Origin of the sequence: Arcicella lustrica (genome assembly GCF_034930985.1) — a bacterium.
In the GTDB taxonomy this organism is placed as follows: Bacteria; Bacteroidota; Bacteroidia; order Cytophagales; family Spirosomataceae; genus Arcicella; species Arcicella lustrica.
This window is the reverse complement of record NZ_JAYGIM010000007.1, coordinates 308,547-326,048: the sequence shown is the minus strand read 5'-3', so window position 1 is coordinate 326,048 and position 17,502 is coordinate 308,547. Positions and strand designations below refer to the sequence as shown.

19 protein-coding genes are annotated in these 17,502 nt (G+C 35.3%); 9 read left to right on the top strand and 10 right to left on the bottom strand.

Annotation, left to right across the window (positions count from 1 at the left end; translation table 11 throughout):
- Positions 1–4 precede the first annotated feature (4 nt).
- The 5 genes from VB798_RS10750 to VB798_RS10730 form a co-directional block, all read right to left on the bottom strand.
- Complete coding sequence (locus VB798_RS10750) at positions 5–373, bottom strand: type II toxin-antitoxin system VapC family toxin (RefSeq protein WP_323258474.1); 369 nt, start codon at positions 371–373, stop codon at positions 5–7.
- A gap of 5 nt (positions 374–378) precedes the next feature.
- Positions 379–612 carry a hypothetical protein gene (locus VB798_RS10745; protein ID WP_323258473.1) on the bottom strand — a complete coding sequence of 78 codons (234 nt, stop codon included), beginning with the start codon at positions 610–612 and terminating at the stop codon, positions 379–381.
- A gap of 37 nt (positions 613–649) precedes the next feature.
- Complete coding sequence (gene lptB / locus VB798_RS10740; protein WP_323258472.1) at positions 650–1,381, bottom strand: LPS export ABC transporter ATP-binding protein; 732 nt, start codon at positions 1,379–1,381, stop codon at positions 650–652.
- Between the two features lie 84 nt (positions 1,382–1,465).
- Positions 1,466–3,190: a single-stranded-DNA-specific exonuclease RecJ gene (gene recJ, locus VB798_RS10735; RefSeq protein ID WP_323258471.1), complete on the bottom strand. Its 1,725-nt coding sequence runs from the start codon at positions 3,188–3,190 to the stop codon at positions 1,466–1,468.
- Between the two features lie 88 nt (positions 3,191–3,278).
- Positions 3,279–3,869, bottom strand: coding sequence for a NifU family protein (locus VB798_RS10730; RefSeq protein ID WP_407654144.1), 591 nt, complete (start codon positions 3,867–3,869; stop codon positions 3,279–3,281).
- Between the two features lie 121 nt (positions 3,870–3,990).
- Here VB798_RS10730 and VB798_RS10725 point away from each other — a divergent pair, with 121 nt between their 5' ends.
- The 5 genes from VB798_RS10725 (at position 3,991) to VB798_RS10705 (ending at position 10,438) form a co-directional block, all read left to right on the top strand.
- Positions 3,991–5,370 carry a hypothetical protein gene (locus VB798_RS10725; protein WP_323258470.1) on the top strand — a complete coding sequence of 460 codons (1,380 nt, stop codon included), beginning with the start codon at positions 3,991–3,993 and terminating at the stop codon, positions 5,368–5,370.
- 98 nt (positions 5,371–5,468) lie between these two features.
- Complete coding sequence (gene mutL, locus VB798_RS10720) at positions 5,469–7,361, top strand: DNA mismatch repair endonuclease MutL (protein WP_323258469.1); 1,893 nt, start codon at positions 5,469–5,471, stop codon at positions 7,359–7,361.
- Between the two features lie 35 nt (positions 7,362–7,396).
- Positions 7,397–8,407, top strand: coding sequence for a M28 family peptidase (locus tag VB798_RS10715; protein WP_323258468.1), 1,011 nt, complete (start codon positions 7,397–7,399; stop codon positions 8,405–8,407).
- A 202-nt stretch (positions 8,408–8,609) separates the two neighbouring features.
- Entirely contained in the window at positions 8,610–9,707 is a 1,098-nt protein-coding gene (gene gcvT / locus VB798_RS10710) for a glycine cleavage system aminomethyltransferase GcvT (protein WP_323258467.1), read from the top strand.
- Between the two features lie 26 nt (positions 9,708–9,733).
- On the top strand, positions 9,734–10,438 hold the full coding sequence (locus tag VB798_RS10705) for a 2-phosphosulfolactate phosphatase (RefSeq protein ID WP_323258466.1): 705 nt from the start codon (positions 9,734–9,736) through the stop codon (positions 10,436–10,438).
- Between the two features lie 90 nt (positions 10,439–10,528).
- Here the strand turns inward: VB798_RS10705 and VB798_RS10700 are convergent, their stop codons facing one another.
- Positions 10,529–11,224 (bottom strand): DsbA family oxidoreductase, encoded by a 696-nt coding sequence (locus VB798_RS10700; protein WP_323258465.1) that lies wholly within the window; start codon positions 11,222–11,224, stop codon positions 10,529–10,531.
- A gap of 268 nt (positions 11,225–11,492) precedes the next feature.
- Between VB798_RS10700 and VB798_RS10695 the strand changes: the two genes are divergently transcribed.
- Positions 11,493–12,077, top strand: a complete 585-nt coding sequence (locus VB798_RS10695; protein ID WP_323258464.1) for a DUF4136 domain-containing protein — start codon at positions 11,493–11,495, stop codon at positions 12,075–12,077.
- Positions 12,078–12,097: 20 nt separating this feature from the next.
- Here VB798_RS10695 and VB798_RS10690 read toward each other — a convergent pair whose 3' ends face one another.
- Genes VB798_RS10690 through parS form a run of 3 tightly spaced genes read right to left on the bottom strand, consistent with a single transcriptional unit; the run spans position 12,098 to position 13,512 of the window.
- Positions 12,098–12,607, bottom strand: coding sequence for a cupin domain-containing protein (locus tag VB798_RS10690; protein ID WP_323258463.1), 510 nt, complete (start codon positions 12,605–12,607; stop codon positions 12,098–12,100).
- The gene (locus VB798_RS10685) at positions 12,594–13,061 is read right to left on the bottom strand and encodes an RES family NAD+ phosphorylase (RefSeq protein ID WP_323258462.1); all 468 of its coding nucleotides are present in this window, start codon (positions 13,059–13,061) and stop codon (positions 12,594–12,596) included. Before VB798_RS10685 ends, VB798_RS10690 begins: the two co-directional genes overlap by 14 nt.
- A 1-nt stretch (position 13,062) precedes the next feature.
- A complete protein-coding gene (parS, locus tag VB798_RS10680; RefSeq protein WP_323258461.1) occupies positions 13,063–13,512 on the bottom strand; it encodes a type II RES/Xre toxin-antitoxin system antitoxin in 450 nt (149 codons plus the stop codon).
- A 237-nt stretch (positions 13,513–13,749) separates the two neighbouring features.
- Between parS and VB798_RS10675 the strand changes: the two genes are divergently transcribed.
- Genes VB798_RS10675 through VB798_RS10665 form a run of 3 tightly spaced genes read left to right on the top strand, consistent with a single transcriptional unit; the run spans position 13,750 to position 16,264 of the window.
- On the top strand, positions 13,750–14,313 hold the full coding sequence (locus VB798_RS10675) for an RNA polymerase sigma factor (protein ID WP_323258460.1): 564 nt from the start codon (positions 13,750–13,752) through the stop codon (positions 14,311–14,313).
- Between the two features lie 41 nt (positions 14,314–14,354).
- Positions 14,355–14,930 carry a hypothetical protein gene (locus VB798_RS10670; RefSeq protein ID WP_323258459.1) on the top strand — a complete coding sequence of 192 codons (576 nt, stop codon included), beginning with the start codon at positions 14,355–14,357 and terminating at the stop codon, positions 14,928–14,930.
- 26 nt (positions 14,931–14,956) lie between these two features.
- Positions 14,957–16,264, top strand: coding sequence for a hypothetical protein (locus VB798_RS10665; RefSeq protein WP_323258458.1), 1,308 nt, complete (start codon positions 14,957–14,959; stop codon positions 16,262–16,264).
- Between the two features lie 27 nt (positions 16,265–16,291).
- Here the strand turns inward: VB798_RS10665 and recF are convergent, their stop codons facing one another.
- Positions 16,292–17,377, bottom strand: coding sequence for a DNA replication/repair protein RecF (gene recF, locus VB798_RS10660; RefSeq protein WP_323258457.1), 1,086 nt, complete (start codon positions 17,375–17,377; stop codon positions 16,292–16,294).
- Between the last annotated feature and the right edge of the window lie 125 nt (positions 17,378–17,502).

Here is a 17,502-nt window from a genome sequence, read left to right as displayed (position 1 = left end):
TTTATCAGTTAATAAATGGATTAATGACTGTCAGATTTTCAATCCAGCTAAAATCATTAACATTTCTAGTATAAAGCTCACAATTGTACAGTAAAGCTGTAGAGGCTATGATACTGTCACCAACAGACATTTTCTTTTTTTGTCGTAAATCTATGGCTAAATCCACTACACTTTTATCGATAGGAATTATGCTCAATAGTGAGAATAGACTCTCAAAATAGCTTTTATCAATGATGTTAATTTGATGGTAGCCCAAGACTTCTAACCTTGAAATTTCAGAAATATAACTTTCTGGTCTATTAATAATAGATCTCAAAAATTGAAATTCTATCTGAGAGGAGTAGATAATAATATTACTATCGAAAATTTTCATGAGTGTTAATCTCTAAATGGCATTTTTCTATCTTGTCGACTTAATTCAAAACTTTCCATAAAGCTTTTAAAATTCTCAATAGTTTTACCTCCCTTTTCAACAACATGCTGATGATGAGCAATTTCTGTTTCACTTAATTCATCAGCATGGTTAGAAATAATAACCCCAAGCCTTCTTAGTAAGGGAAGAAGTAGTTCCAAATCTTTATCATTAGGAATATCTAAAACTATCCTTGTCATATTGTTGATTTTTAATCAAATATAATAATTTTACACATTAAATCTTCCGCTTCAATTCAAAATGTTTACCCAAATACAAACGTCTTACTTGTTCATCGTCAGCTAATTCTTGAGGAGTACCTGCTTTTAAGATTTTTCCTTCAAAGAGTAAATACGCACGGTCGGTGATAGAAAGTGTTTCGTCCACATTGTGGTCGGTAATCAAAATCCCGATATTTCTGTACTTCAATTTAGCCACAATTCCTTGAATTTCTTCCACTGCAATAGGGTCAACTCCGGCAAAAGGCTCATCCAACAAAATAAATTTAGGGTCAACTGCTAAAGCACGAGCAATTTCTGTACGACGACGCTCACCACCAGAAAGTACTTGTCCTAAGTTTTTACGAACATGGGTTAACGAAAACTCTTCTAAAAGCGATTCCGTTTTTTCACGTTGTTCTTGTTTAGAAAGCTTAGTCATTTCGAGTACAGCTAAAATATTCTCTTCTACCGAAAGACTTCTAAAAACAGAAGCTTCTTGTGCCAAGTAGCCAATTCCCAATCTGGCACGTTTGTACATTGGAAGATTCGTTACTTCTAAATCATCCAAAAATACTTTTCCAGCATTCGGTTTTACCAAACCCGTAGCCATGTAAAAGGAAGTAGTTTTTCCCGCACCATTTGGGCCAAGAAGTCCCACAATTTCACCTTGAGCTACTTGGTAACTAACATTATCATTTACGACACGCTGTCCGTACTTTTTAACTAAATTTTCTGTTCTTAAAATCATGGTTTGAATCAGAAGGAAAACCCTCCTTTTAACTTTAATATTTTAGGCAAGCACAAAGCACAACTAATCACTATTTACCAATTACTAAACCTTAATATCCTTCAACATCAACTGAAATGATTTTCGTCCTTGCCATTCGTTGATTTCAATAGTATAACAAATTGAAAAAGGCTTGCCTTCTTGTAAGTCCTCAAAAAAATCTTCTACCATTCCAAAACCCACACAAGTATAAGCAGGAGAACCTTCTTGAAAAACATTGATTTTTAAATGCTTTTCTTTCATCTTCAATGGCTTGCCATGCAAGTAAACATTTTCGGAAACAAAAACAGGCGTCATATTTTGTGGACCAAATGGCGACATCTGCGACATGATTCTATGAAATTTATCTGAAATTTCTACTAAAGGTAATTTCAGGTCAATGTCAATCATGGGTGATAATTGTTCGGGCAATATTTTCCGATTAACAACCTCTTCAAATTTACGCCTGAAATTTTCTATCTCAGAGATTTCCAACGTTAAACCTGCAGCAAAAGTATGTCCGCCAAATTGTATCAAATGTTCTGAACATTCCTCAATGGCATCATACACATCAAAACCAGGTACAGAACGAGCCGAACCTGCAGCGTGTCCATGCGATTCTGTCAGAATAATCGTTGGGCGATGATATTTTTCGATACATCTACTCGCCACAATCCCAATGACTCCTTTGTGCCAATCATTTTTAAAAAGTACGGTACTTTTGGCAGATTTCAGGAAATCGTCTTCTTCAATAATGGCTAAAGCCTCGGCAGTAATGTTTGTGTCAAATCCTTTTCTATCAGTATTATGTTTGGCAATGATGTTGGCAAAGTCTGTAGCTTCTTCTTCGTTGTCGGTCAATAATAAATTGACGGCATCGTATGCGTGTTTAATTCTTCCTGCCGCATTAATTCTTGGTCCTAACCCAAAAACTACTTTAGTAATATCCATTTTACCCGCTAAACTAGCCGATTGCATCAAAGCTTTCAATCCCGTTCTTGGATTGGAGTTCAATTGTTGCAAACCGTAAAAAGCCATAACTCTATTTTCGCCAGTAATCGGAACAATATCGCAAGAAATAGAAGTAACGACTAAATCCAAGTAAGGAAGTAATAATTCCTGAGAAATGCCATGTGTTTGGCAATAAGCTTGTAATAATTTAAAACCAACGCCACAGCCTGTTAATTCTTTGTAAGGATATTCACAATCAGACCTTTTAGGGTCGAGTATCGCAAAGGCAGGCGGAAGGTCATTATCATCAGGACGGTGATGGTCGCACACGATAAAGTCAACGCCATGCTCTTTTGCCCAAGTAATTTTTTCTTTAGATTTAATCCCGCAGTCTAAACTCACAATCAATCCAAAACCCTCATTGGCTGCTTTCTCTACACCAGCTTGCGAAACCCCATAACCTTCGGCATAGCGGTCGGGAATATAAAATTCTAAAGGACAGCTTGCTGAATTTAGATAAACAACATTTTTCAAGAAACCATAAAAAGTTGCAACAGAAGTAGTTCCATCAACATCGTAGTCACCATAAATCATGATTTTTTCGCCAGAAGAAATGGCTTTCGTCAATCTTTCTACCGCTTTGTCCATATCTTTCATCAAGAATGGGTCGTACAGATGAGCTAAATCTGGGCGAAAAAAAGCTTTGGCTTCGTCAAAAGTATTAATATCACGCTGTGCTAAAAGCGTAGCAATTTCAGTTGAAACATTGATTGCTTCAGCGACTTGTTTTATTTTTTCTGTGGAAGGAATGGGTTTATAAATCCAACGTTTTTCTGTCATAAGGCAAAAATACAAAGACCTGCAAGGTTTAGGAAGCCTTGCAGGTCTAATCTATATAATTTAAGAAAAATTAAGTATTAACAGCGGATTAAACACCTTCTGCTACTACTTCTTTTACTTCTGGAACCATACGAGTTAAAAGATTTTCAATCCCTTGTTTCAAGGTCATCGTAGAAGACGGACAACCTGAACATGAACCTTGAAGTAATACTTTCACTGTACCTTCATTGAAAGAGTGAAAATTGATTGCTCCTCCGTCTGATTCTACGGCTGGACGAACGTACTGTTCTAAAACTGCTTTGATTTTTACTACTGTTTCAGAATCTTGCTCACCTCCTATTACATCGTTGGCAGCAATGGTTGCTTTTGTAAATACTTCTTTTTTCTCTTCAAAGAAACCTTTCAAAAATTGTTTCAAACCAAATAGTTCATCTTCCCATTTTGTGTCTTCGTCTTTTGTAACGGTTACAAAATTTGATGAAATGAATACTCGTTTGACAAAATCAAAGCCGAATAAAGCAACTGCCAAAGGTGAATTTTTGCCTTCTACTACTGCATCTGATGGTGTAGCGTAGTCGAACGATAGACCTTCAGGAGCTAACACAAAGTTCAAGACAAACTTCATTGAGTTTGGGTTTGGCGTTGATTCTGTGTAAATTAATATCTGCTGTTTTAACATGAGTTCTATTTAATTTGTATCTGGATTTGGTCGTATTTTAAAAATGCGCTGAATTGACTATAAAATTAGCAAGCAATCAGGAAACATTTAAAACACAAAATTAGTTTTCAGAAACGTATAAATGTCAGAATACCTTCAAAAAAATAGTGTTTGGCTACTTCCAATATCAATTGTTCTGTCTGCAATTGGTTATGTTTGGATATTATATTACTTGCCAAGAACCAATTTCAATGTTTTTATCAGTATTATCTCTTTACTTTTCGGCTTGTATTTTTTAATCGTAAAAAGTTCGCCGAAGTATTTCAATATAAAGTACTTATTGGGTATTGCTGTTGTTTTAAGGTTGCTGTTATTATCTGCAATCCCGAATTTATCGGATGATTTTTACAGATTTGTTTGGGACGGACGATTAATTGTTGAAGGCAAAAATCCATATTTATATTTACCCAACGAATTTCCCGAAAATCCTCTTTTTGCTTATTTAAATTCTCCGAATTATTACACAGTTTATCCCCCTTTCAATCAATTTATTTTTGGTCTTGCTTCATGGTTTTTTCCTGAAAACTTGCTTGGAAATATCGTTTTGCTAAGAATCATCATTGTATTGGCTGATGTTGGAGTAATAGTTTTACTTTATCAACTCAAAAAAGAAAAGGTATTAGTTTATGCTTTTAATCCCTTAATTATCATCGAACTGACGGGCAATTTACATTTTGAAGGATTGATGATTTTCTGGTTTCTGTTTGCCATTTATTTTTTTGTTCGTGGCAAGAAACAAGTTTCAGAACGGGATAAATTTTGGGCAATGATATGTTTTACATTGTCGGTTGCTACCAAATTAATCCCATTGATTTTTTTGCCTTTAATGATAAAAAAGATTGGCTTTAAAAACGGACTCTGGTTATCCTTTCTTTCAGGTTTTTTATTTGTACTACTTTGGCTTCCATTTTTCGACAGAGAAATAATCAGTAATTTCTTTTCAAGCATCGACCTCTACTTTCAAAGTTTTCAGTTCAATGCTTGTGTGTATTATATCATCCGAGAAATCGGTTTCTTGATACTCGGTTTCGATGTCGTTTGGTGGGTTGGTGGAATCTTAGGACTGTCGGCTTTGTCTATTATCCTGAATTTATCTTGGGGAAAATTTTGGTGGAAGCAAGACAATTTCAGCAATTTACTAAAAAATGAAGGGGAAGAAATGACAGAAAAAATGCTTGAAACTTTCTATGTAACGGCATTATTGATTGTAATGACGTATTATTTTTTCGCTACAACAGTACATCCTTGGTACATCGTTACGGTTTTTACTTTATCCTTACTTACTCCTTATCGTTTCGGAATTGTATGGTCTGGAATGGCGATGCTTTCCTACTTTGCTTATCGACAAGTTCCTGTTAATGAGTCACTTTATCTGATTGCTATCGAATATTCAGTCGTAATTGGCACGATGCTTTATGAGCTGAAAATAAGTCGTTTAGCGATTTATCCACACCAAAAGTAGATTTTTTGTTGGCATTCCCTGCTTTTATCACGAACTTAGAGGGACAATTCGGAGAACTCCACTGTCAAAAAAGCTAACCTAAAATACGTTTTCAGAAAATGTTAGATATCATCCAACTGCTCCCTGATTCCATTGCGAACCAGATTGCCGCCGGCGAAGTCGTACAACGACCAGCTTCTGTGGTGAAAGAGCTTTTGGAAAATTCCATCGACGCCCAGTCAACAAACATTCAATTAATCGTCAGAGAAGCAGGAAAAACCTTAATTCAAGTCATTGATAATGGATTAGGTATGTCTGAAACCGATGCAAGAATGTGTTTTGAACGTCATGCTACTTCCAAAATTCGTACTTCCGACGACCTCTTCAAAATCAGAACGATGGGTTTTCGGGGCGAAGCGATGGCATCCATTGCCGCAGTAGCACAAGTAGAAATGCGTACTCGCAGAACAACCGACGAATTAGGTGTTTTAATAAAAATAGAAGCTTCGGAGTTAAAAGCACAAGAAGCCATTGCTACGCCAGAAGGCACAAGTACTCAGGTGAAAAACCTGTTTTTTAATGTGCCAGCCCGTAGAAATTTCCTAAAGTCGAATCCAGTTGAAATGCGTCATATCATCGACGAATTTCAAAGAGTAGCTTTATCCAATCCTGAAATTTCATTCTCTTTACATCATAACGACACCGAAGTATATAATTTGCCTGCGGGTAAATTGAGCAGAAGAATTGTAGATTTATTCGGAAAAGGCTATCGTGAACAATTAGCTTCTTGCGAAGAAGAAACCTCTTTCGTAAGTGTTCGTGGATACGTTGGTAAACCAGAGTACGCCAAAAAAACTCGTGGCGAACAGTTCTTTTTTGCCAATAATCGTTTTATCAAAAACAGCTATTTGAATCACGCTGTGATGAGTTCTTTTGAAGGATTAATTCCAGAAGGTTCGCATCCGTTTTACGTACTTTTTATTGAAATCGACCCAATTCACATTGATATAAACGTTCATCCGACCAAAACAGAAATTAAGTTTGATGATGAACGAACGGTTTATGCCATTGTGCAAGCAGCTGTTCGAAAGTCTATGAGTCAGCATAATTTAATGCCTTCTTTGGATTTTGAAACAGATGTAAATTTTGCCAATAATATTTTTCAGTTCAACGGTTCTCCTTTTGAAAAAACAAAAGAAACGGCTGGCGTAAGTTCTTTCGCAAGAACGACAGAAGCAACCTTTAGAGAAAAAACGAATCTGACAAATTGGAACAAATTATATGAAGGGTTGAATCGTCAGCTTGATGATTTTGAAAGAAAAGAACCTGAAATAGAACAAACGAAAGTAGATTTTGGCGATACCACAGAAAGTACTTCGTTCTTATTGAAAAGTAAAGCGAATGATATTGGGAGTAATCGTCCGCAAAGAGCTTCGCAAGATTCTGAGGCTTCAACTTTTCAGATTCATAATCGCTATATTATTTCTCAGGTAAAATCTGGAATGCTTTTGATTGACCAGTGTGCGGCTTATGAAAGAATTTTATATGAAAAATTCTCTCAGAATTTACGTAAAAATGGTGGTGCGTCTCAACAATTATTATTCCCGACAAAAGTAAAACTTACGACGGCAGATTTTCATTTATTGCTAGAAATTCAAGATGAAATTAGGAATCTTGGTTTTGTCTTGAGCGTTGTAGAACATGATTCTTTCATGGTAAATGGCATTCCTGCCGATTCTCCAGAAGAAAATGAGCAACAAATGCTAGAAGGAATTCTGGAGCAATTCAAACAAAATGAATCAGAATTACATTTGGATAAAGCTGAAAATCTAGCTCGTGCTATGGCAAAACGTTCGGCTGGGCGCTATGGCAATCATGCTTTAACTGTTTTAGAAATGAATACTTTGGTAGAACAGCTTTTCGCTTCTTCAAACCCAAGCTATACGCCAAGTGGCGAAATAACGATGAAGATTGTTTCTTTATCAGATATGGCAAGTTTATTCTTGCGATAATCAACAATATTAAAAGAGTATTATAAAAATCAATAATGAAAACGAATCGAATAGCGCTACTCCTGTTAGCAATTTTTGTTTTTTCAGGTGTGGCAGTTTACTTTAAATCTTGCCAAACGACTAGCTCACAAGAAAGTGTTCCTCAAGAAGAAATCACACTCAATCCCACGCCAGATTTCAATGCCGATTCAGCGTATAGCTTTGTTGAAAAACAAGTAAGTTTGGGACCAAGAGTTCCCAATACCAAAGCACACAAAGAATGTGCAACTTGGTTGGTTACAAAACTAAAACAATTAGGCTGTGAAGTAAGTACACAAGATTTTGTAGCAACTACTTTTGATGGAAAGAAATTGAATGCAACAAATATCATTGGTTCAATCAATCCAACGGCTACGAAAAGAATTTTATTGACGGCTCATTGGGATGCACGCTCGGTAGCAGACAAAGATTCTGTGGATAAAAACAAAGCAATTGACGCTGCAAATGATGGAGGAAGTGGTGTTGGAGTATTGTTAGAATTAGCCAGAAGTATTCAGCAAGCGAAAACAAAACCTAATGTTGGTGTTGATATTATCTTTTTTGATGTGGAAGACGTGGGCGAACCAGAAGATTTTAAAGGTGAGCATGGACAAAATTCTTGGTGTTTAGGTTCGCAATATTGGGCAAGTCATAAACACAAAGAAAATTATACAGCTTATTATGGTATCAATTTAGACATGGTTGGGGCAAAAGGAGCGGTTTTCCCACACGAAGGTACTTCAATGCAATACGCACCTATGATTGTCCGTAACGTTTGGGACATAGCAAGCAGATTAGGTTATTCTAATTTATTTATTGATGCAGATGGCGGAGGTTTGGTTGATGACCACGTACCTGTAAATGATGTAGCGAAAATTCAAATGATTGATATTATTGAATTAAGACCAAACGACCCAAAAACTTTTGGGGCATATCATCATACACATCAAGATAACATGTCGGTGATTGATAAAAATACTTTAAAAGCTGTGGGACAAACTGTTTTAACTGTTTTGTATCAAGAATAGCTGTAAGCTTTGAGCTATGAGCTATCAGCTCATTGAATTACAGCACTGTAAAGTCTAAAACAAAAGCTCAAAGCTGATAGCTCATAGCTCTCAGCTTTTTAGAGTTCTCAAGATACTTTGTTACTTTTGTGAAATATATGACAAGTATATACTTACTAACCACATATTTTTTGGTTAATCTTTCAATTTCAATCAACATCCAATGGAACAAACAGAAGTTTTAAAATACGTTCATCTAAATGATGTTCATGTGTCGCTTGGGGCAAAAATGGTACCTTTTGCAGGATATTCAATGCCAGTTTTATATTCAAACCTTATTCAAGAACATATTGGTGTTCGTACTTCGGTAGGTGTTTTTGATGTATCGCACATGGGCGAGTTTGTAGTTAAAGGAGAACGTGCCACTGAATTTTTACAATATGTTACTTCTAATGATGTTTCGGTTTTGGTTGATGGAAAAGTACAGTACTCATGTTTACCAAACGATAAAGGCGGAATTGTAGATGACCTCTTGGTATATCGTTGGGACGAAAACGAATATTATTTAGTAGTAAATGCGTCAAACATTGAAAAAGATTGGAACTGGCTACAGCAAAATAATACATTCGGTGTAGAAATGGAAAACATTTCAGACAGATTGAGTCTCTTTGCTGTTCAAGGTCCAAAAGCGATTGATACGCTGAAAAAACTAACGGATTTAGATTTAGATTCGATGGAATATTATTCTTTCAAATCAGGAACAGTAGCAGGAATAGACGATGTCTTGATTTCTTCAACAGGTTATACTGGCGCTGGCGGTTTTGAAGTATATGTTTGGAACAAAGATGCCGAAGCGATGTGGAAAGCGATTTTCGAAGCAGGTGCAGAGTTTAATATCATGCCTGTAGGTTTAGGTGCAAGAGATACTTTGCGTACAGAAATGGGCTATTGTTTATACGGAAACGATATTGACGATAGTACTTCTCCAATTGAAGCAGGTTTAGGATGGATTACCAAATTCAACAAAGAATTTATCAATTCTGAATTCCATAAAAAAATTAAAGAAAACGGGCCAACTCGTAAATTAGTAGGTTTTGAAATGATTGATAGAGGTATCCCTCGTCAACATTATGAAATTATGGATGCTGCTGGTAATATCATTGGCGAAGTAACTTCTGGAACACAGTCGCCTACGCTTAGTAAAGGAATTGGAATGGGTTATATCACCAAAGAATACACCAAAGTAGGTTCGGAAGTATATATCAATATCCGTAACAAATATTTGAAGGCAGTAGTGACCAAAATGCCCTTTTTGAAGTAAAATGTGAATTAGATTTTTTTGAAATTATGCAAAAAATAGACGTTTGTATCAGTCCCGAGTTATTACATTTATATAATATCGAAAATTCGATTGTTGTCGTTGTAGATATTTTTAGAGCTACTTCTTGTATGACAACCGCTTTCGCCAATGGTGTAGAAGCAATCATTCCAGTATCAACGATTGAAGAATGTGTAAGTTATCAACAAAAAGGTTACTTAGCAGCGGCAGAACGTGATGGAAAAACACCAGAAGGTTTTGATTTCGACAATTCTCCTTTCAGTTACATGACTGAAAAAGTGAATGGTGCAACGGTTTGTGTTACTACAACCAATGGTACTTTGGCAATAAACAAATCGAAATCGGCGGTAAAAGTAATGGTAGGCTCTTTCTTGAACTTGGGGGCTTTAACGAATTATTTAAAAGAACAACAATACGATATTTTGGTATTATGTGCGGGCTGGAAAGGCAAACCGAATTTAGAAGATACGCTTTTTGCAGGAGCTTTAGTAGAGCGTTTGCAAGAAGAATTTATGGTAGAAGATGATTCTGCTTTGATGGCATTACGTCAATATGAATTAGCTAAAAATGATTTATTATCGTTTGTAGCATCTTCTTCTCACGTAAAAAGATTGCAGCGTTTAGGAATACAAAAAGACATCGCTTATTGTTTACAACAAGATTTGTACGATGTTTTACCTGTAATGCGTGGGAATACTTTAGTAAAAATGTAATTTCTGTAACACGAGTTTCCAACTCGTGGATTGAAAAAATTTAATTTCTGGAGAGACTATTCAAGTTCCTCCAGAAATTAAATAAATCTATTAACAATTTTCCCCATCTACATCACAAACCTCTCCCGAAATTGCCTGTACTTGTTTTTCTTGCGCTAATTTTTCAAAGATTTCTTTAAATACTTCCGAAGGTTGTGCGCCAGAAACAGCATATTTTTTATCGAAAATAAAGAAAGGTACTCCTGAAATTCCTTGTTGACGAAAATAGTGCATTTCTTCTTTTACTTCGTCAGAAGCTTCATCTGACTGTAGAATGCCAATTGTTTTTTCGGCAGACCAACCAAATTGATTCATTACTTCTGCCACAATGTTTTCGTCTGTTAAATCAACTCTGTCAATAAAATAAGCTTTCATCAAAGCTTCTTTTACTTCAACTTGAATCCCTTCTTGCAAAGCAATCGTAAGTATTCTGTGGAAAGCAAAAGTATTAATAGCTTTAGGAAGGTTTTCAAAATCAAAATCTAAGTCTTCCGTTTCAGCGGCTTGCTCAACTTGACGAAACTTTTGAGCGTAATTAACGCCAAAACGTCCTTCCATGTGTTCACTGAAGGGAATTCCTTCTTTTGGAACAGTTGGGTCTAGTTGAAAAGGATGATAGATAACTTGCAGAGTACAAGAACTTTGTGTATCTTGAATAGCTTTTTCTAACCTGCGTTTACCGATATAACACCAAGGACAAACAATGTCCGAAACAACATCTACACGAATAATTGGTTTTGTATTCATTTTTTTAAAATTATAATTCCTTACGAAAGTAGCACTGAGTAATAAACAGAAAGCTATCAGTCATATTATCAGATAGTTAAACAATTAGCTTTAAAATCTATTATATACACAGATTAACACACCACTAAAGAGACTATTCTCAAATTTTTACGTATTCATTATTAGAACCGCTTTTTGCGATTGAAAATTCAATTTCGATTTTAGATTAAGTAAATCAACTAAAAATCAAATAGTTATAAGTTTCAAGTTTTAAATTAATTTTTACGTTATGAAAAAAATCTATCTTTTTGCAGTGGTTGCACTCCTTGCTTTAGCGTCTTGTAATCGTAACAGTTTTCAAATTGGTTCTGCTTGTCATCGAGAAATCGAAGATGAAGTATTTAAACCCAATTATCAATCGTTCACAACCGTAGAAAAACAGTTTACGATGATTGATACCACCTACAAATTTCAGGCTGTGATTGATGAAATCGGCAATCAAATGAAATTAAGAGGCTATGAAGATTCAAAAGAACGCCCCAACTTAATTGTCTTTTATGCTCTTTTTCCTACAGATGTAAATCTTTCTGTGCTACAACGTTCTTTCAGAGGACTAGGCAAAGAAAATATGAATGAGGAACTAAGAAGAGTAAAACTCAGAAAAGGCACACTTCTTTTACAATTTGTTGAAAACGATAGTAATCGCCCTATTTGGATGGGTTATGCTGCGGGAATTGCTGCGCCAGAAACACATAATATTGATGAGAAAGCATTGAGAATAGCGACTCGTCAAATTTTTGATAATTACAGAATTTTTGCCAAAGACTACATTGCTGGAAAACCTGTTTCTGCGCAAACAATCGCATTGAAATAATGGATAGACAAGCAATATTCTTAATAAGTAAGCATTGTTACAATGTCCTCATGTTGAGGAAACATTTGTAGCAATGCTTTTCTGTCTTTCATTTCAAAATCTTCAAAGTCAAAACCAGGAGCAACAGTACAACCTACTAAGGAATAAGTATTTTCTTCGGCAGGTTTTGACCCAAACCATTTTCCTGCAGCAACCACTGCTTGGAATACTTCTCCACGGTCAGGATTATTACCGAGACGAATAATTTCTAAAGTACCATCTTCATCTAAAACATAAATATTTAAAGCCGTACCCGCATAGAAATGCCACATTTCATCAGAGGCAATGCGATGTAATGCTGAAATATGATGGCTTTCCAACAAAAAATAAATGCCTGTTGAAAATACTCTTTCTCCTTTAAAACGTGCTGGTAATGCCGTTTGGGCAATACTTTCACTCGCACGGTAGGTTTCTATAAAGTATCCACCTTCAGGATGAGTATTCATTTGATAATTTTCAATCCAAAATTGGGCAGTTTTAGTCGATGACATCTTTAAAAAATCTTTCGTCAAAAGTGAATTTTTCAATATTTTTAATCTTCACATCCTGAAAATCTGGGTGTAAGGGATTAATCAAATAATTAGTTTCTTGAGGAACAATCGCAGAAGGTACTCCTAAAGCGATAGATTGCTCTGTTTTCAGCCAATGGTCTGTAAAAGAAGCTAACACGCCAGCATCAAATATTTTAGCCCAGTCTTTAGGTAAAATGGAAGCATCCAAAGAAACAATTTGATTCTCTGGAATATCTAAAGTGATAATGGCGTAATCGTCTTCTGGGTAGTATTCTCCGATATGCACTAATACTTCTAATAAAGCCAAAGACCGATGCGAAGCCGTGTAAAGTAATGAAGTACCTCTCCTATTCCAACGCTGACCTTTTAAACTTGCTCCAAAGCCCGATAAATCTCTAGCTCTTTTAAATTTACTGATTCTAAAAACGTCCATTTTAAGAGAATAATCCGTGTTCAATATAAATTAATTCTCTTTCAATGATTTCATAGCCCAAAGAAGTATCTAGTAGTTCCGTAGGACGTTTTCCGCCCAAAGCAGGTACACGAGAGTGCATCCAGCCGTTGAAGCGTTCAAGGCTTCCAAATGTTTCCTGCCCTAATTCATATAGTTTTGCCAAGCGAATCAATTTTGCAGAAGCATCTTTGTCTAAACGTTGGTCGTCTCGATAGCGTTGAATCGTTCTTTCTGAAATATTCAATACTTCTGCCATTTCTTTGTTAGAAAACGCAATTTGCTTTGCTAAACTATCTAAAGCTTGTTTAGGTAAGCCTTCTTTGGCAATTTCTATCAGGTCAAAATCATGTCTGATTTCTCGGTTGATGATTGCTTGTCCACCCAACAATACAATTAAAGTTGGAATGGGTAATATATTTTGTGTTTTCATCTAAACCTTATCTTGTAAATATGTCGTAAATATAACGACAATTGTCGCAATTGCAAAATAACAATGGAATGATATTTTAGAGAAGTATTCCAAACGATAATTTTTTTAAAATATTTTAAGAATTTTTAACAAAATGCAACATTCGTAAATGAGCCTGTGTCATTAGTTTGAATTTAAGTTATTGGTTGTCTAATAGATGAAAACTTTTTAACTTGAAGGTTAAGAAGTTTGAACACTATGAATCCTCAACCTTTAGCACTGGAACAAACACATTACATAGACAAACATTTACCACTCGTAGAGGCTTGCCGTAGGGGCGAACGCAAGGCTCAATACGAGATTTATAGGCTTTATGCAAAGGCTATGTTCAATGTTGCTGTCCGAATTGTAAATCATGTTGGCGAAGCAGAGGACGTCCTGCAAGATGCTTTTTTGGATGCTTTTCAGAAAATTCATGATTTTAGACAAACAAGTACTTTTGGTGCTTGGTTGAAACAGATTGTCATCAATCGAGCGTTAAATCATTTACGCAATAGGAAAGTACAATTAATTGATATTGAAGAAGCAGGCGAAGTTCCAGACGAAGCAGCCTATGATGAGGAAGGAATAGAACTTAATATTCAGAGAGTACAAAATGCCATTCAACAGTTACCAGATGGTTTTAGAACAGTACTTTGTTTGTATTTATTAGAAGGTTATGACCACGAGGAAATCGCTGAGATTTTGGGTGTGGCAGAATCTACTTCTCGAACACAATACATCAGAGCCAAAAAGCGATTGTTGGAAATTTTAAAACAATAAAGACCTATTCTCTTTTTTATTGAGAGGAGGCTTAAAGCGTTATGAAAAAGACAAAAACAGAAAGATTCATTCGTGACAACCGAGAAAACTTTGATCAATTTGAAGTGCCTGCTGGTTTGTGGGATAAAATAGATAAAGGCTTAGGGAATTTAGATACCTTTCCGGGAGAAACATCCTTTGTAGAAAAGAAAAATATTATCGTTTTCAAACAAAAATATTGGGCGATGGCAGCAAGTCTTGCTTTGCTCATAGGTTGTTTCTTTGTGTATAATCTTGGTTTCAAATCACAAAATACGGATAAAATTATTGCTACAGTAAGCCCCGAATATGGTGATAAAATGGTTCAGTATGCAAGTTTGATTGAAACAAAGCGTGAAGAAATCAGGCAAATTGAAACAGAAGATCCAGTATTATATAAAGAATTTGCCGCAGAAATCGAGAATCTGAACAAAGACTATCAAAACCTGAAAGCAGAATTGCCCCAAACGCCCAATCAGGAAGAATTAGTTAAAGCCATGATTCAGAATTTACAAGTACAGTTAGATATTTTAAATAGGCAATTGTCGATTATTCAGAAAATTAAAGATTATCAGAGCAATCCGACAAGAAGCATTTGAGGTAAACAGTTTAATCGAAGCATGTCATGAAAAAGTTATTGAATATATTAGCATTAAGTGTTTTAGTCATTAATGGCACCTTTGCACAAGAAGTAAGAGTACACATAAGTGATTCAACAGAAAGTAAAACATTCGAGAATCATTTAAGAGCAAGTATTGCCACAACGAGGAATATTGCTGTTCGAACAATTAATGGTGTAACCGCAACGCTAAGAAATATCGAATGTCAACCTTTGCCACAAGCAGCACCAGACGTCCAAAATTATGCTTATGGTGAAGCCATCATTCAAGAAACAGCTACGGTAGAAAAGAAAAAAGTAATCAGTAAATCTTTCTCAGTAGATGCCAAAAACTTTTTAAACATCAATAATCAACACGGTGAAGTAAAAGTAGAACTTTGGAATAAAAACGAAATCAAAGTAGATATTACCATCATTGGTTACGGTAAATCTGACGCTGAAGCACAAATGTTGATTGATAATGTAGAAATCATTGAAAGAAAAGAAGGCGATAAAATAGCTTTTAAAACAATGATTGATACCGATGAGAAAAGCAATGGAAATGGTAATTGGAGCTGGGCGAATAGTTTAACCAATAGTTTTAACTGGAGTAGCAGTAAAAAAACGATGGAAAAACGTGGTGTAGAAATTAACTACATGATTTTTATGCCAAAATCTAATTCCTTGACGGTGGCAAATAAATATGGGAAAACAATCATTCCCCAGTTTTCAGCGCCGTTAAAGATTACTTCTAATTATGGTAGCTTTGTTTCTGATAGATTGACGGGTGGAGGAAAAGACATCTTCGTACAATATGGTTCTGGTAATATCAAACAAATGGACGATGGTGATTTGCACATTGCTTATTCAAAACTAAATATTGAAAAAGCAGATAATTTAAAACTTACCAATAATTATGGGTCGATGATTCTGGACGACATCAATCATTTAGATGGAATAATTCAGTACTCTAGTGGAAAAATCGGTAAGATTAATCAGACAGGAAAATTGTCAATCAGTTATTCAGATGGAGTTCAATTGGCAGAATTATCAAAGACATTGAAAACCTTAGATATTCGTTCTAATTACACAGCCGTAAAATTACCTGTAACGGGCGATTGCAACGCAGATTTTGAAGTGACGACAACTTATGCCAATTTTAGGTATCCAGAAAATAAATGTACTTTGACGGTGAACCCTGATAATAAAGAAGACGAAGAACGTAGAATGGGCATACAATCAACCAAAGTTTATAAAGGTAAAATTGGAAAAGGCTCTGCTACAAAAATTACGATTAAAACGAATTATGCTGGTGTAAAATTCACTGAAAAATAAATAGAAAAGCCTAACGAAATGAAAACGTTAGGCTTTTTTAATGTCAAAATATTGAATATCAACGGTTAAGTTATCCAGCAATTGTCGTGTCCTTTCAGGGCGAGCATCGGTAATAAATACTTGATTGAATGTTCCGTCAGTCATCATATTGATTAATTGTTGAATTCTTCTATCGTCAAGCTTATCGAAAATGTCATCTAAAAGTAAAATCGGAGCAAAACCTTTTGAAAGACTTAACATTTCAAATTGAGCCAATTTAAGGGCAATTACAAAAGATTTTTGTTGACCTTGCGAGCCAAATTTTCGAAGTGTAAAGCCATTAATTTCAAAAATAAAATCATCTTTATGGCTTCCCATCGTTGTGCGCTGTGCTGCTAAATCTCGCTGTCTATTTCTACGAAAAACAGTAGTGAAATCGTCACTTCCTACTTCCGATTCATAAATCATGTCAACGCTTTCTCTAGCATCAGATAATACTTCATAATGCTTTTTGAAAATGGGTAGAAACGTATTGGCAAAAGCCAAGCGAGCATCATATATCTTTATGGCTATTTCTACCAAAGGGTCGGTATAAATATCAAGTAATAAATCATCCACATAATTGCGTTCAGCAAACTGCTTCAGTAAAGAGTTTCTTTGAAGTAACAAGCGATTGTACTGCAAGAGGTTTTCTAAGTACTCAGAGTCTAATTGAGACATCACTCCGTCGAAGAATTTTCTTCTTTCTTCACTCCCATCACGAATCACATCTGTATCATTTGGCGAAAGTAATACGACAGGAAATTTACCGATGTGTTCTGATAATCTTTCGTAGGCTTTTTTATCGTGCAAAACAGCCTTTTTTTGTCCTTTTTGTAAGGCAATCGTAATTAAAGTAGATTTTATATTTTCAAAATCTCCTTCAATCATCATAAAATCAGCGTCATGATTAATGCTCAAGTTATCTTGATTAGAAATAGCACTTTTGGTTAAAGCCAAAAAGTAAATAGCATCTAACAAATTAGTTTTTCCACTTCCATTTTCGCCAACAATACAATTTATCCGAGGTGAAAACTCGAAAGAATCGTAATCGTAGCTCTTGAAATTGGTCAAACTAAGTTTTTGTAAATACATGAAAAGAAAATAAAAACGTATTGAATTGAAAATTTGAGCGTAAAAATGAGCAAAACCTGTATTTAAGTATCAATGAATAATACAAAATACTTTGTGTGTTCTTTGTTTTGTACTAATTTCGTAGT